General features: G+C 67.4%; 11 protein-coding genes. 4 read left to right on the forward strand and 7 right to left on the reverse strand.

Features of this window, described 5'->3' with window-relative positions; translation table 11 throughout:
* Position 1 precedes the first annotated feature (1 nt).
* Genes panD through G5C66_RS02655 form a run of 3 tightly spaced genes read right to left on the reverse strand, consistent with a single transcriptional unit; the run spans position 2 to position 2210 of the window.
* Positions 2–427 carry an aspartate 1-decarboxylase gene (gene panD, locus G5C66_RS02645; RefSeq protein ID WP_206443655.1) on the reverse strand — a complete coding sequence of 142 codons (426 nt, stop codon included), beginning with the start codon at positions 425–427 and terminating at the stop codon, positions 2–4.
* On the reverse strand, positions 424–1290 hold the full coding sequence (gene panC / locus G5C66_RS02650) for a pantoate--beta-alanine ligase (RefSeq protein WP_165109415.1): 867 nt from the start codon (positions 1288–1290) through the stop codon (positions 424–426). The genes panD and panC overlap by 4 nt, the downstream gene beginning before the upstream one ends.
* Complete coding sequence (locus G5C66_RS02655; RefSeq protein WP_165109416.1) at positions 1290–2210, reverse strand: Rossmann-like and DUF2520 domain-containing protein; 921 nt, start codon at positions 2208–2210, stop codon at positions 1290–1292. Before G5C66_RS02655 ends, panC begins: the two co-directional genes overlap by 1 nt.
* A gap of 297 nt (positions 2211–2507) precedes the next feature.
* Here G5C66_RS02655 and G5C66_RS02660 point away from each other — a divergent pair, with 297 nt between their 5' ends.
* Genes G5C66_RS02660 through G5C66_RS02670 form a run of 3 tightly spaced genes read left to right on the forward strand, consistent with a single transcriptional unit; the run spans position 2508 to position 6588 of the window.
* Positions 2508–3923, forward strand: a complete 1416-nt coding sequence (locus tag G5C66_RS02660) for an SDR family NAD(P)-dependent oxidoreductase (protein ID WP_338144045.1) — start codon at positions 2508–2510, stop codon at positions 3921–3923.
* A gap of 4 nt (positions 3924–3927) precedes the next feature.
* Entirely contained in the window at positions 3928–5058 is a 1131-nt protein-coding gene (locus G5C66_RS02665; RefSeq protein ID WP_165109417.1) for an acyltransferase family protein, read from the forward strand.
* A 9-nt stretch (positions 5059–5067) separates the two neighbouring features.
* Positions 5068–6588, forward strand: coding sequence for a class I SAM-dependent methyltransferase (locus G5C66_RS02670; protein ID WP_165109418.1), 1521 nt, complete (start codon positions 5068–5070; stop codon positions 6586–6588).
* A 35-nt stretch (positions 6589–6623) separates the two neighbouring features.
* Here G5C66_RS02670 and G5C66_RS02675 read toward each other — a convergent pair whose 3' ends face one another.
* On the reverse strand, positions 6624–8561 hold the full coding sequence (locus G5C66_RS02675; RefSeq protein WP_165109419.1) for a glycosyltransferase: 1938 nt from the start codon (positions 8559–8561) through the stop codon (positions 6624–6626).
* 146 nt (positions 8562–8707) lie between these two features.
* Here G5C66_RS02675 and G5C66_RS02680 point away from each other — a divergent pair, with 146 nt between their 5' ends.
* The gene (locus G5C66_RS02680) at positions 8708–11053 is read left to right on the forward strand and encodes a hypothetical protein (protein WP_165109420.1); all 2346 of its coding nucleotides are present in this window, start codon (positions 8708–8710) and stop codon (positions 11051–11053) included.
* A gap of 58 nt (positions 11054–11111) precedes the next feature.
* Here the strand turns inward: G5C66_RS02680 and G5C66_RS25740 are convergent, their stop codons facing one another.
* The 3 genes from G5C66_RS25740 to G5C66_RS26360 all read right to left on the reverse strand — a co-directional run bounded on the left by G5C66_RS25740 (position 11112) and on the right by G5C66_RS26360 (position 21546).
* Positions 11112–11627 carry a phosphotransferase family protein gene (locus G5C66_RS25740; protein ID WP_241248169.1) on the reverse strand — a complete coding sequence of 172 codons (516 nt, stop codon included), beginning with the start codon at positions 11625–11627 and terminating at the stop codon, positions 11112–11114.
* Positions 11628–12280: 653 nt separating this feature from the next.
* Positions 12281–12691 (reverse strand): hypothetical protein, encoded by a 411-nt coding sequence (locus G5C66_RS27030; protein ID WP_420901726.1) that lies wholly within the window; start codon positions 12689–12691, stop codon positions 12281–12283.
* The gene (locus G5C66_RS26360) at positions 12688–21546 is read right to left on the reverse strand and encodes a DNRLRE domain-containing protein (protein ID WP_165109422.1); all 8859 of its coding nucleotides are present in this window, start codon (positions 21544–21546) and stop codon (positions 12688–12690) included. The genes G5C66_RS27030 and G5C66_RS26360 overlap by 4 nt, the downstream gene beginning before the upstream one ends.
* Between the last annotated feature and the right edge of the window lie 617 nt (positions 21547–22163).

Here is a 22163-nt window from a genome sequence, read left to right on the forward strand (position 1 = left end):
GCTACTGCGTGAGAACGAGCGGTCCACGCATCTGGTCGGTCCCTGGAACCGGCTCGCTCCGGTCGGAGCCGAGCGCGACGATGTGGTTGGCCTCGTCGACGTGGACCACATGCGGCTCGAAAGCACGAGCCTCCTCGGTGGTCATCTGTGCGTACGCGATGAGGATGACGAGGTCGCCGGGGTGGACCAGGTGGGCGGCGGCGCCGTTGATCCCGAGTACGCCCGACCCGCGCTCGCCCGCGATCGTGTAGGTCTCCAGGCGGGCACCGTTGGTGATGTCGACGATGGAGACCAGCTCGCCGGGGAGGATGTCCGCGGCGTCGAGGAGATCTGCGTCGACGGTGACCGAGCCGACGTAGTGGAGGTCTGCCTGGGTGACCGTGGCGCGGTGGATCTTGCCGGTCATCATGGTGCGCAGACGGGTCATCGGGATGCTCCGATCGTGAGGCTCATGTTGTCGATGAGTCGGGTCGTGCCGACCCGGGCGGCGATGAGGATCCGGGCCTCGGCGCCCGGTGCCGGGTCGGTGGGCAGCGCCGCCAGTGCGGGGTCGGTGACCACGAGGTAGTCGAGGTCGACGCCCTTCGAGCGGCGCAGCTCGGCGCGGGCGGCCTGGAGCGCAGCCTCGACGCCGTGCTCGGCCTCGCGCTGCGCGGCGTAGAGCGCCCGCGACAGCGTCGTCGCCTCTTCCCGCTGCTCGGGCGAGAGGTAGCGGTTGCGCGAGGAGAGGGCGAGGCCGTCGGGCTCGCGCTGCGTCGGGGCGCCGACGACGTCGACCCCGAGGCACAGGTCGGCCGACATCCGGCGGATCAGCGCGAGCTGCTGGTAGTCCTTCTCGCCGAAGACCGCGACATCGGGCTTGACCAGCCCGAACAGCTTCGCGACGACGGTCAGCACACCGCCGAAGTGGCCCGGCCGGGTCTTGCCCTCGAGCACCTCGGCGAGCGGCCCGGGGGCCACCGTGACCTGCGGGTCGCCACCCGGGTAGACCTCGTCCACCGACGGCGCGAAGACGACGTCAACACCCTCCCGCTCGCAGACCTCCAGGTCCGCCTCGAGCGTGCGCGGGTAGCGGTCGAGGTCCTCGCCCGCGCCGAACTGCAGCGGGTTGACGAAGATCGACACCACGACGGGACCGCCGCCGACGCGCTCGCGGGCGACGCGCATCAGCGACGCGTGCCCCTCGTGCAGCGCGCCCATCGTCGGCACGAGGCCGACCGTGGCGCCGTCACGGCGGGCGGGTTCGAGGAGCTTGGCGAGCTCCTCGCGGGTGGAGGCGAGTTCGCTCATCACTGGTTCCAGACGTGGATCGGACGCGGCAGCGGCTGCACGGCCGCGCGGTCGGCCTCGTCGAGCAGGTTCTTGATCTTGAGCGCCCGGATGGGCAGCAGCCGGCCGTCGGAGACAGCCCGGTCGAGCGTGGCCCGCGCCATCGAGACGTACGAGGCCAGCGTCTGCGGAGCGTTGGTGCGGATGTCGTCGAGGTGGGCCGCCACCGTGCCGGCGTCGCCGCGGACGATCGGGCCGGTCAGCGCCGCGTCGCCGTGGTCGAGGGCGTTGTCGAGGGCGGCGGTGAGCAGCGGACGCAGCGTGCCCGCGGGGTCGGTGGCACCGGCGGCGGCGAGGATCTCCATCGCCTCGGTGACCAGGGTGACCAGGTGGTTGGCGCCGTGGGCGAGCCCGGCGTGGTAGAGCGTGCGCATCTCCTCGGGCACCCACATCGGGTTGCCGCCGAGGTCGCGGACCAGCCCCTCGGCGAAGGCACGGTCGGCCGGAGTGGCCGCGGTCAGGCCGAAGACGCAGCCGGAGAGGCGGGCGAGGTCGACCGAGGTGCCGGAGAAGGTCATCGCCGGGTGCACGGCCATGGTGTGTGCCCCGATGGCGGCAGCGGGGGCGAGGATCGCCAGGCCGTGGCGACCGGAGGTGTGGGCGACGTACATCCCGGGCCGGATCGCGCCGGCGTCGGTCATCGTCTGGACGACGTTGCCGAGCATGTCGTCGGGGACCGTGAGCAGAAGGAGGTCGCACGCGCGGGCGACGGCGGTCGGCTTCTCGACCGGGACCCCCGGGAGAAGCGCGGCGATGCGTGCGCGAGAGGCGTCGGACTCGCCTGCGACCGCGACGATCGAATGGCCTGCGGAGCGCAGCGCCGCAGCAAGGACGGCCCCGACGCGACCCGCGCCGACGACGCCCACCCTGAGTGGGTTCATGGTGGTAGACCTTTCGTTCCAGTCCCTCCGACCACTCCCCCTTGTGAGCGGAGCCGGGTTGGGTACCAGACGTTGTGCCTGCGTGCTCGGCCACGGTGACCGAGACGAAACAAAGGTACGCCGCCGGTCGCTCTTCCGAAACATCACGATGACGTGACTGCCATCACACGAGCGCGGGCGGCGGGCCACACGCCGGACCAACGGCTCGGTATCACCTCGCCTCCAGCATTGGAGTCGACAACGCGCGGCATGGAAGAATCCACCCCTCCTCGTCATCTATCAAAGGGTTAGATTTCAGTGCTTCGTAACGTTGCCGTGCTGCTTGCCGGCGGTGTGGGCTCCCGAGTGGGCCTCGACATCCCGAAGCAGCTCATCAAGATCGCAGGGATGCCGATCATGGAGCACACCCTCGGCGTGCTCGACCGCCACCCGGAGATCGACGAGATCATCATCCTGATGGCCCCCGGCCACCTCGACGCCGTGCACGCGATGACCCGCGACGGCCGCTACCCGAAGGTCTCCAAGATCCTCGAGGGCGCCGAGACCCGCAACGAGACGACCAAGCGCGCCCTGGCCGCCCTGCCGGAGGGCGAGGACTGCAACGTACTCCTCCACGACGCCGTGCGTCCGCTGCTCAGCGAGGAGGTGATCACCAACTGCTTCAAGGCGCTGCTGACCTACCAGGCCGTCGACGTGGCCATCCCCTCCGCCGACACGATCATCGAGATCGACGACGACAACACGATCGCGCAGATCCCGGACCGCTCGCGGCTGCGCCGCGGCCAGACCCCGCAGGCCTTCCTCGCCTCGACCCTGAAGCGCGCCTACGAGATCGCCGACCAGGACCCGAAGTTCAAGGCGACCGACGACTGCAGCGTGGTGCTGAAGTACCTGCCCGACACCAAGATCTGGGTGGTCGACGGCCACGAGCAGAACATGAAGGTCACCGAGCCGATCGACGTCTACATCGCCGACAAGCTCTTCCAGCTCACCGCCCACCAGCAGTTCCCGCAGAAGGACGAGTCCGACTACCGGGCCGCCCTCGAGGGCAAGAACATGGTCGTCTTCGGCGGCAGCTACGGCATCGGCGCCGACATCGCGGAGCTGGCCGAGTCCTACGGCGCCAACGTCGCCTCCTACAGCCGCTCGGCCACCAACACCGACGTCGCCAAGCGGGCCGACATCGTCGCCGCGGCGGCCGACGCCGGCAAGCGCTTCGGCTCGATCGACTTCGTGGTCAACACCGCCGGTGTGCTGCCGCGTGGCGAGCTCGCCAGCGTCTCCGAGGAGACGATCTACACCGCGACCGAGATCAACTACATCGCGCCGGTCCTGATCGCCCAGGAGTTCTTCCCCTACCTGGCCCGGGCGAAGGGCTCGCTGCTCTTCTTCACCTCGAGCTCCTACACCCGCGGCCGCCGCGGCTATGCGCTCTACTCCTCGGCCAAGGCCGCCACCGTCAACCTGACCCAGGCGCTCGCCGACGAGTGGGCCGACCAGGGCGTACGCGTCAACGCGATCAACCCCGAGCGCACCGCCACCCCGATGCGCACCAAGGCGTTCGGCCAGGAGCCGTCCCACACGCTCCTGGAGTCCAAGGCGGTCGCGCGAGCGTCGCTGGACACCCTGATCGCGTCGAGCACCGGCCACGTCATCGACCTGCGCCGCATCGATCCGATCCAGGAGGCCCTGGACGCCGCAGCGGGGAACTGATCCGATGACGAGCGCTCCGACCGTCCCCGCGGACACCGCCCCAGCCGCCGCGCCCGCCCCCGAGACCAAGAAGTCCGTACGCCGCCCCCGGCTCGGCGCGCTCGACGCGCTCCGGTTCATCGCGGCGGCGGTCGTCGTGGGCTACCACCTCACCGGCATCGCGACGCCCTACTGGGGCCTCGACCCCCACCAGGTCTTCCCGACCCTCAACCACGTCACCCGCTACGGCTACCTCGGCGTGGAGCTCTTCTTCATCATCAGCGGGTTCGTGATCCTGATGACCGCGTGGGGACGTGACCTGCCCGGTTTCGTCTCCTCCCGGGTCGCCCGGCTGTTCCCGGCATACTGGGTCGCGGTAGCCATCACGCTGATCCTCCAGGCCTACTGGAAGGGCGGCCGCGACCAGGGGTTCGTCGGCGGTCTGATCAACCTGACCATGACCCAGGACGCCTGGGACGTGCTCAGTGCGCAGGGCGCGTTCTGGACGCTCTGGATCGAGCTCAAGTTCTACCTGCTGATCGGGGTCTTCCTGCTCGTCGGGATCACCAAGCAGCGGGTCATCGCGGTGGCGTTCCTGTGGCCGCTGCTGGCCCAGATCGCCCGGGCGACCGACTCCGGCATGCTCAACTCGCTGCTGTTCGCGGAGTACGCCCCGTTCTTCGCGATGGGCATGGCGCTGTTCCTCGTCTACCGGTTCGGCAACTCGTTCGTCGCCTGGCTCGCGGTCGCCTACAACGTGATCCTCGGCATCCGCCAGGCCACGGAGTACGCCGACCGGGCCACCGAGCTCGTCGGCGCGACCGTCTCGCCGCTGGTGACCGGGCTCGCGATCGTCGCGTTCGCCGCGCTCGTCTGGCTCGTCTCCGCCGGCCCGCTCGGCCGCGTCGAGGCGCGCTTCCTGACGACGCTCGGGGCGCTGACGTACCCGCTCTACCTGATCCACGCGCAGTTCGCGTTCTGGGTGATCGACGTGTTCCATGGCCGCTACGACGAGTACGTCGTCCTGGCTTCGGCCGTCGCGACCGCCCTCGTGCTGGCCATCGCGCTCCACTACCTCGTCGAGCGCCGCCTCCACGACCCGGTGCGTGACGCCGTCTTGCGCGGTTTGCGGGAAGGCCCACGTCAGGGGCGCTAGTGTCGCTCCATGCAGCGCCGCCCACGTATCAACCCGTCCCGAGTACGCCTCCGGCAGGAGATGACGCGCTTCGCCAGGGGCACCAAGCGAGGCATGCGGGTCCTCGACGCGGGGGCGGGCCGCTCGCCCTACCGGAAGCTGTTCAGGCACGCCCAGTACGAGGCCGCCGACTTCGCCCAGCTGGACTCGGCGTACGCACCCCTCGACTACGTCTGCGACATCACCGACATCCCGGTCGATGACGGCCGCTTCGACCGGGTGATCTGCAACCAGGTCCTCGAGCACGTGCCCGAGCCGGAGAAGGCGATCGCGGAGCTGCACCGCGTGCTGAAGCCGGGCGGGCGCATCTTCCTCTCCGCTCCGCTCTTCTTCGCCGAGCACCAGAAGCCCTACGACTTCTTCCGCTACACCCAGTTCTCGCTGCGGAAGATGTTCGAGGAGGCCGGGCTCGAGATCGCCCGGATGAACTGGCTCGAGGGCTACTTCGGCACGGTCGCCTACAGCTACCAGATGATGGCGAAGAACCTCCCCACGAGCGTCGACGAGCTCCGCGGGCGCGGTCTGCGCTGGAAGCTCGCCTACATCGCCCCGATCGTCCTCCTCAACCGGAAGCTCGCGGTCCGGCTCAGCCGCCTGTACGCACGGCTGGAGATCTCCGGCAGCCGTTTCGAGCGCGGGATGCCGAAGAACTACGTCGTGGTCGCGCGCAAGCCCGAGACGGCCACGCCGGCGAAGCCGAAGCCGCCGGCTGTCGAGAAGAAGGCCACCACGACGACCGCCGAGCTCGAGGCCGAGGTCGCCCGGCTGCGGGCGGAGACGATCCGCACCCGGGAGTCGGTACGCGACCCGCTGGTCGACCTCGAGCTCCCTGCCGAGGTCCGCACCGTCCTCGACGGCGTCCGTGCCGAGCACCTCACCTACCTCAAGCCCGAGAACCTGGAGGTGCTCGCCCGCCAGGTGCTCGACGCCGACCTCCGGAACCGGCCCGGCCTGATCATCGAGACCGGCGCGGCGCTGGGCGGCTCCGCGATCACGATGGCGGCAGCCAAGGACCCGAAGCGGCCGATGCGGGTCTACGACGTCTTCGGGATGATCCCCGAGCCGTCCGAGCGCGACGGCGAGGACGTGCACAAGCGCTACCGCAAGATCGTCAGCGGCACGTCGAAGGGCATCGGCGGGGAGACCTACTACGGCTACCGCGACAACCTCTACGACGAGGTGAGCGACTCCTTCGCCCGGCACGGGATCGACCTGGCCGAGCACAACGTCGAGCTCGTGCAGGGACTGTTCCAGGACACTCTGAAGATCGACGAGCCGGTGGCCTTCGCCCACCTCGACGGCGACTGGTACGAGTCGACGATGACCTGTCTGGAGCGGATCGCTCCGCACCTGGTCGTCGGAGGGCGGATCGTCCTCGACGACTACTTCCACTACAGCGGGTGCCGGGACGCGGTCGACGAGTACTTCCAGGACCGGCCCGGGTTCAGGCTGGAGCGACGTACGAAGCTGCACGTCGTCCGCACCGTGTAGGAATACCCGGTTAACCGGGTATTCCTACATCGCGTTCAGCGCCGCTGCAGGTGCAGCACGTCGTTCGGACCGAACGACACCTCGAAGTTCGGGCGTACGTCACGGGGCCGGCCGAGCTTGGTCTGCCAGCTCCAGTTGTGGACGGTGAACCGGAGCCGCAGGTCGAGGTTGCGCGACTCGTCGGAGAACTGCTCGAAGACCTCGGCGAGGTCGAACCGGGAGGCGAGCCGGAAGGCGCCGCGGCCCTCGGGAGAGACCTCGAGCGGCAGCGAGGCGACCTCGCCGGTCTCGTTGCAGACGGCGTCGAGAGTGACGATGCGGTCGGCCATCACGCCCTTGGGCCACTCGCCCGTCACGGTGAGCGTGGCGTCGAAGCGGAGCGTACGGGAGTCCCGGAAGGCGGCCGAGCTGGCCTGGGTGCGGCCCAGCCGGCTGGCCGGACCCGGCAGGCGGGTGGCGACACCCTCGGGCATCGGTCGCGCCCAGCCGAGGGCGTGGACGTCGAGCCGGGCACGGGCCTTCTCGATCCGGCCGGGACGCTGGGCGACGGCACCCTCGAAGGCGACCCGCCAGTCCTCGAGGAAGGCGCGCCAGGTGTGCTTGTCCGCCTTCTCCAGCGCCTTGCGGGACATCTCGGCCACCATCTCGGGGGCGTCGATCATCCGGATGCAGCGGTCGGCGACGGCGTCGATGTCCTCGGCCTCGACGATGAAACCGTCGACACCGTCGCTGATCTGCTCGCGCGGACCGTAGTTGATGTCGTAGCTGATCACCGGGCAGCCGAAGGAGAGCGACTCCAGGGTCGCCAGCGGGTAGCCCTCGTTGACGCTGGTCATGATGAAGCCGGTGGCGTGCAGCAGCGCTTCCTTGGCCCGCGGGTCGTGGCCCATGAGCTGGACGTTCTTGCCGACGTCGAGGGTCTCGATCAGGTCGGCCAGCGGCTTGTAGAGCTTGCCGTCGCCGTAGATCTGGAACTTCGCCTCGGGCCGCTTCTCGATCACCTTCGCGAAGGCCTTGATGGCGTGCTCGAGGCGCTTCTGGGGCTCCAGCCGGGCGACCGTGACGAACGTCGCCGGCTCCCGCTCGGGCATGGTCTCGGGCAGCTCCGGCAGCTCGACCGGGTTGGGCACGACGAACCGGTGCGAGGTCGAGCCGTAGCGCATCGCGATGTGCTCGGACTGGCGGTGCGTCAGGTTCACCAGCGCGTCGTACTCGTGGATGTTGTCGAGCAGCGGCGCGTACTTGCCCGAGAGCTGAGAGTTCCAGCGCCGCTCCTTCACGACATGGTTGTTGTGCATGAGGTGGAGGAAGTAGAACCGGTCGTCCTGGCGTGGCATCACGTCGCGCAGCGCGAACCGGGAGTCGGTCACCATGAAGACCCGCTCGGCGTCGCCGACGAGCAGCTCGAGCCAGTGCCACAGCCAGCCGCCGACGGCCTCCCACGACCGGATCGGACGCCCCTCGGCGTCGGTGAGGATGTAGGGCACCCGGGACGCGGCCGGAGCGCCCGGTCCCGGCGCGCGCAGGTAGATCGACCCGTCGGCGCGGCGGTAGTCGCGCGCCAGGTCCTTCCCGGACTGGGAGTGGGCGGTGTAGTAGACGGTGCCGTCGGGGTGGAGCACGTCCGACGTAGTCGTGCCGGGCACCTCGCCCAGTCGCCCGCCGAGCCCGGCGACGGACTCGTCCGGCTCGTCGGTGGGCGTGTGCTGGCGGTACCACTCGTAGAGGTTGAGGAGCTCCATCCCCTCGATCAGCTGGCCGGACTCGCGCAGCACCTGGCGCACCTCGTCGTAGACGGGCTTCGACTCGGTGGTCAGCAGCGTGGTCGGGATCCCGGTGTGCTGGGTGATCAGGCGGTTGCGCATGATCATCGCGCGGGTCTGTCCACCGAACTTCGTCGCGATCTCGTTGCACATCGTGAGGTAGCGGCCCTCAGGGAGCGCGACCTGCTCGTGGGGGTTGGCGATCGGCATGCGGAGAGGTTAGTCCGCGTCTTTGGGGATCGCCGATTCTTCGGGCAGGATATCCCGTCTGGATCATAGGGGGGATCGCGTGAACGGACCGCGAACGACGCGGCTCCGCCCAACGACATCACGTCGAACACCAATGAAGGAGTCCCATGGCCAGCCCAGCTCGACGACTCGCTCGCCAGCTGCTCCCGGAGCGCCTGCGTCAGAGCCTGACCGCCCGGGTCCCGTCCATCTCGGAGGGCGCACCGCAGCAGGCGAAGCCGGCACCGATCTCCATCGAGGTCGAGCCGCTCGTCGTCGCCGCTGACCTCGAGGGCGCGGTCAACGCTGCCGGTGGTGGCTTCTACGAGCGCGCCTGGGCCCTCTTCCAGGGCATCCCGGTCGAGAAGTGGGCCGTCACGGCCGCCGACGAGTACGTCATGTCCGGGCTCCACGTCGACCCCGACGCCACCCGCGCGACCCTGCGCGACCTGGCCGAGTCCGGCGCTGCGTACGTCGCGGGGCGGGCGTGGCTGGCGATGACCAGCCGGATCTTCGGCTTCGGCGACCAGGAGCTGGCCCGCAGTCTCTACGCCCGACTCGACGAGGCCGTCGGCGACGGCACCAAGGGCGACACGAAGTGGGTCGTCGAGAGCCGTGACTGGCTGCGCTCGTGGGTGGCGGCCGACAACGACGAGCCCGACGGCCCGGAGGTCCCGGAGGACACCGTCTCCTACGCCGTCGTCGACTACGGTCACCCCGGCCGCTCCCGCGCCTCGGCCAACATCGGCGACCACGTCCAGACCCTCGCCTCCCTCGGTCACGTGGTGCGCCACAAGGACCTGGAGTTCACCGGCGAGTCCGAGCTCGACGACCTCGCCGAGCGGCTGCGCGCGCGGGTCCGTCCCGAGCGGGTCCGAGAGGGCCTCTCGGCCAAGGTCCAGCTGATGACCCTCCAGCGCGACGCGTCGATGTACCAGCCGGTCCCGAAGGACACCTGGATGCTCGGCTTCGGGTGGTACATGCACCCCATCTTCGAGATGCGCTACGGGATGCCGTTCCACAAGAACCTGCGCCCGATCTTCGTCTCGTTCCACTGCAGCACCCGCGCGATGATGACCGACGAGACGATCGAGTACCTGAAGAAGTACGCCCCGATCGGCTGCCGCGACTGGACGACCGTCGACATCCTGCTCTCCGTCGGCGTGCCCGCGTTCTTCTCGGGCTGCCTCACCACCACGGTCTCGACCGTCTTCCCCGACGCGGACGAGCTGCCCGGCCCCGACGCCCCCGTCGGCTACGTCGACGTCTTCGACGGCTCCATCCCCGAGGGCGCCCCGACCTATGCCCAGGGCGGTCTCGACGAGGTCCGGTTCCGGCCGTTCGTGCGCAACATCGACGACGCGATCGCGATGCTCGAGGGCTACCGCCGTGACCACCGCAAGCTGGTCACCAGCCGTCTGCACTGCTACCTGCCCGGTCGCAGCATCGGCATCGACATCGACTTCCGCCCGAAGAACCTCTCCGACCCCCGCTTCGCCGGTCTCAACCCGCTCACCCCGGACGAGTTCGACGGCATCCGGGAGAGCATGAACGACCGGCTCGAGACGATCCTCACCAAGATCTTCTCCGGAGCGAGCGTCGAGGAGGTCTATGAGCAGTGGCGCGAGATGAACGCCGCCGAGGTCGAGATCGCGCGTCAGCGCCGGGCCGCCGCCCGCAAGGTCGGCGAGCTGCGCAGTTCCATCGCCGATGACGTACGCAGCAACCCGGTGCACACCCCGGAGCAGGTCCCGGCCGACGCGATCCACGTCGCCGTCTCCGCCCGCCCGAAGCAGCGCCCGAAGCTGCGCCGGCTGATCAAGTCGATCAAGGCCTACTCGTCGCGTCCGGTCCACCTCTGGGTCAACACCGGTGGCGCCGACCTGCGGCTCGACGAGCTCGCCCGCCCGGGCATCACCCTCAGCGCGCTGGACGTGTCCGGCTTCGACGGCATCAAGCTGCCGGACGGCAGCACGATGCCGATCGGCCAGGTCGAGCGCCTCGTGGTCGCCGACCTGCTGCCCGACGTCGACAAGCTCGTCATCCTGCCGGTCTCCGCGGTGCTCACCGAGGACATCGCCGGCCTGGCCGACACCGACCTCGAGGGCAACCTGCTGGCGGCCACCGACGTCGTCGGCACCCGCGGGGTCAGCGGCTTCCAGCAGATCCACGCTGCTGCCAACAAGCAGGCCGAGCGCACCACCGAGGCTGCCGAGCTGCGTCGTGACGGCCACCAGCGCCACGCGTTCGACTTCGACGCCTTCGACATCGAGGTGCTCGTTCTCGACGCCGCGCAGTGGCGCGACAAGGGGCTGCTCGCCTCGCTGGCGCCCTACGTCGAGACCTACGGGATGACCTACCGCAACGTGGTCCTCCTCGAGGTCGGCCCGCACCGCACGGTGCTCCCGGAGCGCTGGAACGCGATCCCCGGCAAGACCTCGGTGAACAAGCCGGCTCTCGCCCGGCTGCCGTGATCTGAAAGGAAACGATGCACTGAGGCTGTGATCCGGTCGCGGTCGGCTCGTCGGCTGTCTAGGGCAGCGGGTCCCAGCGCCACGGTCGCGGACCGTTCAGTCCCCTGAGACAGCCGACCCGAGTGACTGCGTTAGGTCTCAGAGCTGGGTCGTGCTGGGCTCGGTAGGCGGCGTAGCAGGTGACTCGGAGCTCGCGGATGTCGCGGAAGAGGTCGAACCCGTCCCACAGGGTGACGTCGCGTCCGTAGGCCTCGCAGTAGTCGGCGTAGTCCACTGCCGACAGCGTTGAGTACGACGTCACCCGGCACGCGGTCGAGGTCAGGTCCCACTCGGGAGGGCCGACGGTACATCGCTCCAGGTCGAGGAGGGTGACCCCTTCGGGGGTACCGACCACGTTGCCGGCCCAGGCGTCTCCGTGGATCACAGAGTCAGGGAGGCCACGGGGCCGATCCGTCCAGGCTGCTTGAAGGTCCTCGAGCCTCGCCAGCAGCCAGGTGCGATCGTCGGTCGGTAGCCAGGTCGCGGCGGTGATGCGTTCCTCGAGGCGCACGAACGGCGCCAGCCGGGCGACCATCTTGCCGGGGATGGGCAGGGATGGAGTTGCTTCAACGCTGCCGCGACCTCGCGAGGGGTGCCTGGGCGATGATCTCCGAGATCGTGCCAGAAGGTGACCGGATGGCCCTCGACGACGACTGGTTGGTCGCCTTGGATGCCTGCGTACGGCTGGACCGCACGGACTCCGTTGACATTGAGCCAGCTACCTAGCAAGACCTCCCGGCTTGCAGCCTGTTCTTGACCGGGCTTGGAGACCCTGGCGATCACACCGCCCCAGAGGCGGTAGACGTGGTTCTCGCCTGCACTCAGCACCTGTGCAACCACAGCCGGCAACCCGGCTTAGGCAGCCGCGAGAATCTCAGCCGGTCCGAGCGCTGAGGTCTGGCTCACGAGGCGACGCCAACGGTACGAACGGTCTCCAGCACCTCAGCCACCTCGTCGCGTCGATCGTGCTGGTGAAGACGAGCGGACTGGGCAACCTCCAACGCAGTCCGATGCAGCCGCTTGGAGAGCACACCTGAAGCGTTTGAGCTGGTCGTGTGTGTATCTCTCGAGCACAACATTGGACTGGTCGACCGAGATCATCCGTACGTAGACGTCGTTCGGCCATCGCCGTGCCGCTGGGGGGATCAGCGGCCGATTGCTGTCGCCCGACACCAGCACGCGCGACGATCACGAGCCTGACTTATCCTCCAGTCGACGCTCCGCTGCATCGCGCACGCGGTCCCACGAGTCCGTCGCAAGGGTCCGGAGCGTCGATTGGGCGGTGTTCCGATGCTCGGCAACGGCCAGCCTGATTCCCTCGTCGGGGTCCGTAGCCAACTGCGTCAGAAGGTCTGAGGACAATCGCTTCTTCTGAACGACGGCGAACCGTACCCGTGAGTCTTCGCTCTTAGCCAGCACCCTGAGAACTGTCAGTGGCAGTGCCTTATTCAGCGCCACAGTGTCAGCGTGCTCAGGGGCCCTCTGAAGCACTTCGAGCCATACCTCTGCGGGCGCCGTGTCATGACGAATGCGCCTGACGGATTCTGGGGATTCATCTGCTAGGAGACCAAGCAACTCAGTAGCGGTCGCAATCATCATCGAGCACCTCGCAGGTTGTTCCACGGGATGAAGCGGCCGGTGCTGCCCTTCCACTTGTTGGTCATGAAGTCTCCGTACTGGTCGGCGTCGCGATACCACTCGAGCCCAGTGCTCGTCTCTCGGTAGACTTTGAACGCGGATCCACCATGACCGGTGACGTCCGGCGTCCACCACGTGCCGTCCGACTTGCTCTTGTAGAAGGTGGTCTTGAAAGGACCACCCCTCTTGATCTCGGACGACCCTTCGCGAGTCAAGTTCCATAGGCCACGGACCTTGCACACATTGTGCACGAGAACCTCGTCGGCACCAACGTGGTAGGTGTGGATGCCCTCCACGGACAGGTTGTACGCCCAACCGTCGCGCCCCGTGGCCAGCTCCAGGCCTATAACCCGGACGGCACGGCCGTCGGCAGTCAAGACTCTCTCACCAGCGCTGAGCTCATCAGCTCGCACAAACCGCTGATCGTCGACCGACCAATACGGGTGGTCTTCGGTGGTTGTCAGTGTCCTGCCGTCCTCGAGCACCAAGTCCGACATCTGGTCCCAGTGCCTGATCGTCCCCTCAACTCTCTTGGCGCCCTGCTTCCCGGTCTCAGGGTCGGTGGCCAGAACCTCGTCGCCTGGCCTGATCTCGTCGATTGGCTTCTTCGAACCGTCGGCCATCAACACGAGCGTGGTACCGCTGAAGGAGCAGGACTCAGCGGCTGCTTTTGTGGTCTTCAGTGTTGGGGCTCCGACCTTCGCAGGCCCAGCGAACTCATCGCCGGGAACGAAAATCAAGGGCAGTCCGGGCAGGACGAATTCGCCGAATCCATAGGCGCCGCTGTCTCGATCGGCATTGATCAGGTCATCGAACCAGTCGGCGGTGTCGTCGCCAGGGGTGAGCCCGAGCAGCGCGTAGAGCGCGTTCATGTCTGCGACCGTGGCAACGCTCCGAACCAAGCCGGCAGGAATGTCCTGCGGGCTCCCTTGAGCACCGGGGGTGCCGTCGGGGTTGCCGCATACCGTGACTCCGAACGAGCCGCAGGTCGGGTTGGAATCTCCGCCGTCGTTGTCCCAGCCGTCGAAGTCGCCTTCGTCGTCGGCCACACCGGCGGACTTCTGGGTGACACGGGAGTCGAGGTCGGGGCGTTCGTTGCCGTAGATGTCGATAGGTCGGTGGCCGTCGAGGTCGATCATTCCGATCGGGTTACCGCCTGCATAGGCGTAGCGGTTGGCGCTCCAGGGGTCCATCCCGAGGACGACGTCGTTGAGGGCACCGTTGTAGTGGTCGCGGGTCAGATACCGGTTGATCCCCGGGTCGTAGTCGCGGAATCCGATGTCGTAGGTCCCGGTGCCGCCATGGATTCGTTTGCTGCTGAACCTGTAGGGATTGACGACCTCGGTGTCGGCTGCCAGTCGGTCTGCCTCGGCAGGGGCGGTGGAATAGGCGTCTTCTCCCGTCGTTCCCTTCTTGTCCGGAAGCCCGTAGGCGGTGTAGCGGTAGGTGGACTCGGTGGTGCCGTCAGACTTCGACAGGGACTCGACGTCACCACGCGGGTTCGTGCCGTAGTACTGGGTCTTCTTGGCGGTGTCCGTCTCCTGAGGATCGGTCAACTGCAGCATGGATCCGTCAGGGCCGTAGGCGTAGGTCTTGGCAACCTCCCATGCGCCGAGGGTGTTCTTCTCCTCCTCGACAGCGACCCGCTCGCTGGTGCCGAGGTAGGTGAACCGCAGCGACTTGGTGGGCTTCCCGGTGATCGCGGTGGTCTGGGTGGTGGTGCGATCGAACGGGTCGAAGGTTTGACTCTTGGTGATCTGCAACGCGCCGGCGGTGTCGAAACGCTGTTCACGGGTGGTGCGGTCGAACCCGTCGTAGGCGTATCGCTCGAGCACAACGTTTGACTGGTCGACCGAGATCATTCGTCCGTAAACGTCGTAGCGGCTGGTCGCGGTGGCGGCTGCGCCGACTTTCGTGGTCGCCAGTCGGTTGCGGTCGTAGGTGAAGGTCGTGGTCGTGGTGCCGATCTTCTGTTCAATGACGTTGCCGGCGGCGTCGTACTGGTAGGTCTCGTTCTCGCCGTTATCGGCGCCGGTCTTGGTGATTGAGGCGACCTGCCCACCGGGGGCGTAGCCGAAGGTGGAGCGTTGGTCCAGGGTCCCGGTGGAGCCGGGCTGGTCGAGCTTGGCCAGATCGTAGGTCTTCTGCCCGTCGGCGTCGTAGTCGACTGTGTGAGCGGCGACGACCTGGTTGCCGCCCGCGTCGTTCCGGCGTTCGTCGGTGGTGCGCAGGAGTCGGTCTTCGTAGAAGGAGTATCCGACTCGGTTGCCGTTGGGTTTGGTCAGGGAGGTAGGCAGGCCGCGGGAGTCGTATTCGTAGGTGTAGGTCGAGGTCGCTGTGGTCGGGGTGGCGCCGGTGCGGACGGTGGCGACCATGTCCCGTACGTCGTAGGTGTAGGCGGTGTAGCGGGAGGCGGCGATGTTGCCGACGGTCTGGTCGGCGTCGGCCGGCCGGGTCGCGTTCGAGCTGGTCAGGTTGGAGTTCAGGTCGTAGGTGTAGGCGGTGGAGCGGCGTTCGGTGGTTCCGGCGAGCTCGCGGGTGAGTGCAGCGCGGCCGAGGCCGTCGTAGGTGGTCTCATACGCGTTGGTCTTCGCGCCGGGGGTCTTGTCGTCGACGCGGGTGGTGAGTCCGTTACGGTCGTAGGCGTAGGTGTAGTCCTTCGACGGCCCGGGCGCGGTGGGGACGAGCTGGATGTTGTCGGCGACCACGACGCCGTCAGTGGAGGGTTTGAGGACGATGGTCTTCGTGGTGGCGCCGGTGAACTGGTAGGAGCCCAGCGATACCCACTTCTGGCCCGCGGTGCAGGTGCGCTGGTTGGCGGTCGCCGTGCTGGCGCCGCCGGCGTGGTTGATCGTGTATTTGGCAGCGGTGGAGGTGTCGGTGCGGACCGGGCAGGAGGCACGGACCTGGTAGGTGTCGGTGGCCTCGGGGGTGACCTTCCAGGTGAAGGTGTCGCTCGCGCCCGCCGAGCCGGCGGCGGCAGCGGCGTGGGTGCGGTAGTTCGCGCCGTAGGTGTTCGTGCCCCCGGATACGGTGCCCCAGGTGCCGGTGGAGTCGGTGATCCAGCCGTGGGCGTTGTCGTAGTTCTGGATCAGCGCCCTCGATCCGCCCTCGGATCGGGACTTGAGGGAGCCGTCGGGGTGGTAGGTGTTGGTCTGGGTGCGGGTGGTGCCGTCTTCACCGGCGTTGCCGACCGAGGAGAAAGAGCGTTCGATCTGCTGGCCGAGCTCGTTGTAGGCGTAGGTGGTGGTCAGCTGAAACGGATCGATCGACTTCTTGATCTCACCGGACGGGTAGTGCTCATAGCTGGTCCACTGATTGGCCGCTGCCGGTTTCTCGCTGGCGAAGGTAGGCAGGGACTGTTTGGTCAGCCTGCCTGCGTCGTCGTACTCGTAGAACGTCGAGGCCGGGTTCGGGTAGGTCGCGTTGCCCGCCTTGTGGGGTGCCTTGGTCTGGATCACGCGGCCCAGGGCGTCGTAGACAGTTTCGGCGACCCTGCCGGTGGGGCTGGTGGTCTTGGTGACCTGACCGAGCGGGTCATAGGTGGTCTTGGTGACCTGGTCACGTGCCGAACTGGCGCCGTAGGGAGTGTGGGGGACGTGGGTCTCGATCAGCTGGCCAGCGGTGTCGTAGACCCTGCGGACCCGGATGCCGCGCGGGTCGATGGTGGCAGTGACCAAGCCGTCGGGGTCGTACTCGGTGCGGGTGACATACCCCTTCGCGTCCGTGACCGAGATCGGACGGTGGTTAAGGTCGTAACCGACCTTGGTGGTGTAGTCCGAATCGATCGGGGTCGCGTTCTTGACCGGATCGATCGTCTCGACCTGGTTGCCCACCTTGTCGTAGGAGAACCGGGTCGTCGCGGTCTTGTTGGTCCCATCAGTGTCCGCGAAGGGCACCTGGACCCGGACCTGCTGGCCGACCTTGTCGTAGGTGTAGCGGGTGACGAAGTCGTCGGGATCGGTCGTGGTGGCCACACCGGCGGGGGCGGTCTCCTCGATGACCTGGCCCAGGTCGTCGTACTTGGCCTCGGTGGCCCGGCCGGTGGTGTTGTTGTCGGGCAGTTCGACCCGGGTGGGGAGGTCGGTGGCGTTGTAAGCGGTGCGGGTGACCGCGCCATTGGGGGCCGTGGTCGTGGTGGTGTTGTCGTTGAGGTCGTACTCGGTCGCGGTGGTGCGGCGGCTGGTCGGGGACCCCTCCCCGCTGTCATCGCCTGGTGTCGTGACGGCGGTGGGACGGCCGAACCCGTCGTAGGCGACCGTGGACTTGTTGGTCAGCGGGTCGGTGGCGGTCAGGGTGTTGCCGCGCTTGTCGTAGGTGAACCGGGAGACCTTGCCGAGTGCGTCGGTGACCGTGAGTGGCATCCCGGACTCGTCATAGGCGTTGTAGGTGGTGACCTGGTTTTTCGCGTCCGTGACCGTGGCGAGGGTGCCATCGGTGTTGTAGGCGTAGCTGGTGGTGTGCTGGAGCGGGTTGGTCACCGTCTTCAAGGCGGCGGTGGCAGGGTCGTGGGTGAACTTCCAGGTGCGGCCCGCGGGCGAGATCTTCTCGGTCAGGATCGTGGGGGCGCCGGGGGCGTTTGGGAGTTCCTGGTAGTGCAGGCGAGTGGCGGCTCTGCCGTTCTTGACGGCCTCCGCGTCCCGGACCTTTGTCGGGTAGCCAGTGAGAAGGTCGTACTCCCAGGTCGAGACCGCGCCGTTGGCTTCCTCGAGGCGGATCACGTTGTGGTCGCGGTCCCAGCCGAGCTTGGTGGTCTGCTGGAGAGAGTCGGTGATCTGGGTGGTGCGGCCATACCCGTCGGAGCGGTAGGTCGTGACCGTGTTCCCTGGGCTACCGGTAGTCGCGTTGTGGTCAGTAACGACCGCGACAGTGTCCTTGCCCTCTGAAGAGTCGGGATCGGAGTAGGTGAAACCGGTGGTCTTGCTGCGACGATCGGTGAAGGTCTGGGGCCAGTTGGCGTAGGCAGAGTTCTCCGTGGAGGTGTAGTAGTCGATCTGGGAGGTGTTGTTCCGCGGGTCGGTGACGCTGGTCAACAGCGCGTTGCCGTTGGTTGAGGTCGCGGAGTAGGCGAACCCGAATCGCTTGACCGGTGCTGTAGGGACGCCTTCGACCGGCGCAGCGGTGTCCGACAGGCCGGTGAGCTGGTGGGAGTCGCTGTAGCTGAACCCGAGCCGCTGCCCGGCGATATCGGTGATCGAGGTCAGACCATCGGTATCCCAGTTCAAGGTCAAAACCGTGCGGTTCAGAGAGTCGGTCACACTGGTGAGCCGGTTCTGGGCGTCATAGGTAAAGGTGAGCTCGTTGCCGAAGGTGTCGACGACGCTGGTCTGCAGCCCGGTTTCTTGGGAGACGAAGAACCGGGTGCCGTCGGGACGGGTGAAGACCCACTGATGTGCGGTATCCGCTGCGGTGTCGCGGTGCAGTTTCAACGCAACGCCGGCAGGCCGGTCGTACTCCAGTCGGTTCGGGGTGCTCGTGTTGTCGTTGAGCTTGTAGACGTGGGTGGTGCCATCGCCATCGACGAACGTCATCAGGTTGTTCGTCGATCCGCCCGATGGCACCGAGAGCCTGGATCCGAGCCGAAGCAGGGTGGCGGGTTGGACCGAAACACCCCAGCCGGCGCCGGCGTCGGAGACATCCATGCTGTTGTAGGCGATCCGGACGAACGCTGAGGGGCCGATCGACGGGTTCGAGATCGGCTCATAGGACCAGGTCACGTTGCCGGAGGACAGGTTCGTGAGGATTTGGGATCCGGCGCCGCTCTCCTCGCCCGCGTAGGTGCCGAACTTCTCCAAGCCCAGCACGTTCGAGGTCGGGTTCTCCACGTACCGGTCCTGGCACAGCAGCCCGTTGGTCGCCATCGCGCACCCTGGGGTCGAGTTCTCGGTGCCGCCCGGCTTGTACTGATGCGCCGTCGACCACCACGCGCCATCGGCGGTGTTGCGCAGGTCCAAGTAAAGGTCGTAGGCCAGCCGTTTGCTGCCGGTGTCGGACTGGATCGGGGTGCGGACGGGCAGCGTCACCTCGACCGACTCCCCCGGATCCAGCGCCCGGCCGAGCGCGACCTCGAGCCGGTCGCCCTCGTCAGTCTCGTCCTTCTCGGCGTCAGGCAGGGTCCACCGGTAGGTCAGCTCCAGGCTGGAGGGCCAAGTGGTGTCGGTGGTGTTGGTGACCGTGACCGGCACCCTGGTGATCGTGCCTGGCACGAACCGTTCCGGCATCGTGGGGGCCTCGAAGACCTGGTCGTCGTTCTTCACCAGGTGCTCCACTCGCAGCCGCGGCCGCAGGCTCGGCTCGGCCCCTTCGCTGTTGAGGAACCAGACCCGGTGCGTGGAGGGCCCCTCGTCGCGGATCTTCAGCAACAACCCGTTCGGGGCACCGGCGGCGCCATCGATCCAGCCCTGGACGGTCGACTTCAACCCGGTGGTGTTGAACGCCACCCGGTCGGGGTCGTTGTTCAGCGACGCGGAGGCCGCCGCGGTGGCCTTGTAGTCGCCACCTGGCGTCGACCACGCGCCAGCGGTTGAGGCACGTTCCCAGGTCGCCTCGTCCTCGATGAACCCACGGGTCAGCTCGTGCAGGTCATAGGTCGAGGCTGTCCCCTGCCCACTCGACTTCCACAGCTCGAAGGAGGCAGAGGTGACCTTGACCCCGCGCTTGATCGTGGAGGTGTCGAACCCGAACACGGCGCGCTCATCGCCGTAGTTCCAGTGGTTGTTGCCGACCTGGACCCAGGTCCGGTCCCCCTTAGTGATCTCGTCCGGGTTGGGAAGGTTCGTGGTCGGCTTCGCCGCCGAGAGGGTCGTGTCTGCGACATCACCGCCCGGGCCGCCGGTACGACTGGCGGTGAAGATCCTGGCGATCCGGCCCTCCCGGGGGATCTCGACGGTCTGCGGGGCCGCCGCGGCCGTGCCATCGCGGCCCTCCTCCGCCGCGCTCCCCTCAGATGGTGCCCGAAGATCCGCGACGGAACGTGCGACCACCCAGTAGCGGTAGGTCGCCTTCTCGGTCGCAGTCGAGGCCACTGCAGTGTCGTCACGGAACGTGGTGGTGTCGGCGGGTACGGTGCCAACCAGTTCCAAGGCCCCGTTACGGGCGTACTCGGTGGTGAAGTCCTCCCCCACCGGTGTCGTGCAGGCTGCCTGCGGCAGGGACACACAGCCGCGGAAGATCTGGTACTCGACGACATCGTCGTTCTCGGAGTAGGTGATGTCGTTGGCCTGCGACCACGACAGCTCCGGGCCGTCTGCATGCACCGTGGTCGGGACATCCTGGGTCGGGCCAGGTGTCCCCAGAACGACCACCAACTGGGGCCGAGTGTCGCCCTCGCTGGCGAAGGTGGCATCAGAGGAGTGGTACTGGGGCCCGCCCAGTGATGCGGTGGCCGGATCCTCGTTCTCGGCCTTGACCAACACCCCGAAGTTCTCTGCAGGTGAGTCGACCCACTTCTGGACCATCGACCCCAGCCCGTAGCTGTGCCAGGCGTCGTACTGGGTCGCGCCCTTGGTCGCGGTTGCGTACTCCATCCACCGAATCGCATCCGCCATCGGCGTCGTGGCTGGTGCACCGGACCCGGACTGACGCGTCAGCCGCACCTGTGCGGTCGCGCCCGGAGAGAAGTGCTGATTCTTCGACAGCGACTTGTACAAGCCGCCGGTGGTCTGGTTCACCGTCGTCGAGACCGCCGGGAGCTGATCGCCGGTGACCTGGTAGGTCGGGCTTCCCTGACCGGTCCGCGGGGGCACCCGCGCGTCGACGTCGAACCAGCCTGACCACGGCAGCTTCGCGTTCCAGTCGAACGTGTCCGGTGTGGTGCCCGAGGTCGGCGAAGAAAAGCTCCTACCCCACGTCTCGGGGTCGGAGATCTCCTTCCACGGCCCGGTGAACGAGGTCGCCCCTGCATCACCGTCATCGACGGTGAACCAGTTGTAGTGCAACGGCTCCGAGACCCTCGGCGGGGTCTCGTCATGACCATCGGTCCCCATCGTGGCCCACGTCGCGGTGGTCTCCTCCCACGACTTCTCGATCGGGTAGGCATTCATCTTGACCGGAGACCCCTGGTTGGTGTGCGGCGCCGACATGTACAGCCGCAACTGCGCCCCGTAGACCGTCGAGCCTGCCGGGATCGCCGAGGTGTCGAACTGGAACAACCCTCGCCATATACCCCCGTTGGCTCGGCCGATCGGGATGGTCGGGTCCGCCGGGCGTGCATCATTGTCACCCGAATAGATCGCCGCATCCTTGCCATCGACGGCATCCGGGGCGTACACGATCGTGGGGTCGACCCGGACCGGGAAACGTCGGTCCTTGGCCCCGAGCCAGTCCGTGTCGGGGTTGATCGTCACCGTCGTGACACCATCCGTGGTCTCGCCCAGCACCTGGGAGACCGCCTCCGACCGCTTCTCGGCGCCGTCGACCATAAACGGTGCCGGCAGCACCAGCCGTGGCCGCTTCGCCTTCTCGCTCGTGAACAGGCCGATCGGACCACCTTCGGCCTCCCCAGCGCCCTTGCCGTCGGCGAGTGGCTTGGCGACGAGGCCCTTGGTGTCCAGCGTGAACGTGAAACCGGCAGCGGGCACGGCCGTCGCGTTGGGGAGAACGATGTCCTCCTTTAACACCCCCGCGCCCACCGAATAGTCTAGATCGGCATCGCCGAACACGTCGGCGACCGTGACCCGCGAGCCCTTCGCCTTCGGTGCCAACTTGCCATCCGAGCCGGTCGCGCCCAGGCTGACCGACCAGCCATCGCCGGTCAGCGACGCCAGATCTCCGCGGGACTCCCCGAAACGGGTCTCGAACACGTTCGTCGTGTTCACGAACGCCGTCGCGCCAGTCCCGGGCTCGACCTCGGTCTCGATCGGCTGCCACTTGCCCTTCGCCGACGACCTATAGTGCACCGGCGACGTCGACAACACCATCTGGGTCGTGCCATCCGACATCAGGTACGAAGACGAGGACTCGCCACGCTCGCCGGTCAACTCACGTACCCGGTACGGCTTCCCAGACCCCCGCTTGTCGGCCTGGCGCCGATCAGCCTCCTGGATCGACCGCAACGACGCAGCCGTACGCGAAGACTCCGCAGCTACCGCAGGGGGCGGCGCGGTCAGCGCCTTCGAAGACTGAACAGGAACCGCTGACGCCCGCCCGGCCAGGCCAATATCGGTCGAAACGACCGACCCCAGGGAAACACCAACAGCGATGACAACCATCGGCACCAGCCGACGAACCAGATAATGCTTCACAGCAGCCTCCGGGGGCCAAGCGACACGACCCGATGCCGTGAAGCCGTCACCAAACAGATAGCCCCTCGGGCATATGGCCGCAACCACAATTGAAGAAACATCCGCAAAAGAGCAGAGGCGCTCCGCGCGTCAGGCTTGAATCGTGCCGCCAGATGGAATATGCCCGGACGTCAGCATGAGTCCTTGAGAAC

The organism is Nocardioides turkmenicus, assembly GCF_011045035.1.
GTDB lineage: Bacteria > Actinomycetota > Actinomycetes > Propionibacteriales > Nocardioidaceae > Nocardioides > Nocardioides turkmenicus.

Coding starts and splice junctions, on each gene's coding strand:
- panD (WP_206443655.1), bottom strand. CDS start 427: ATGACCCGTCTGCGCACCATGATGACCGGCAAGATCCACCGCGCCACG.
- G5C66_RS27030 (WP_420901726.1), bottom strand. CDS start 12,691: ATGATGATTGCGACCGCTACTGAGTTGCTTGGTCTCCTAGCAGATGAA.
- G5C66_RS02680 (WP_165109420.1), top strand. CDS start 8,708: ATGGCCAGCCCAGCTCGACGACTCGCTCGCCAGCTGCTCCCGGAGCGC.
- G5C66_RS02675 (WP_165109419.1), bottom strand. CDS start 8,561: ATGCCGATCGCCAACCCCCACGAGCAGGTCGCGCTCCCTGAGGGCCGC.
- G5C66_RS25740 (WP_241248169.1), bottom strand. CDS start 11,627: ATGGTCGCCCGGCTGGCGCCGTTCGTGCGCCTCGAGGAACGCATCACC.
- G5C66_RS02670 (WP_165109418.1), top strand. CDS start 5,068: ATGCAGCGCCGCCCACGTATCAACCCGTCCCGAGTACGCCTCCGGCAG.
- panC (WP_165109415.1), bottom strand. CDS start 1,290: ATGAGCGAACTCGCCTCCACCCGCGAGGAGCTCGCCAAGCTCCTCGAA.
- G5C66_RS02655 (WP_165109416.1), bottom strand. CDS start 2,210: ATGAACCCACTCAGGGTGGGCGTCGTCGGCGCGGGTCGCGTCGGGGCC.
- G5C66_RS02665 (WP_165109417.1), top strand. CDS start 3,928: ATGACGAGCGCTCCGACCGTCCCCGCGGACACCGCCCCAGCCGCCGCG.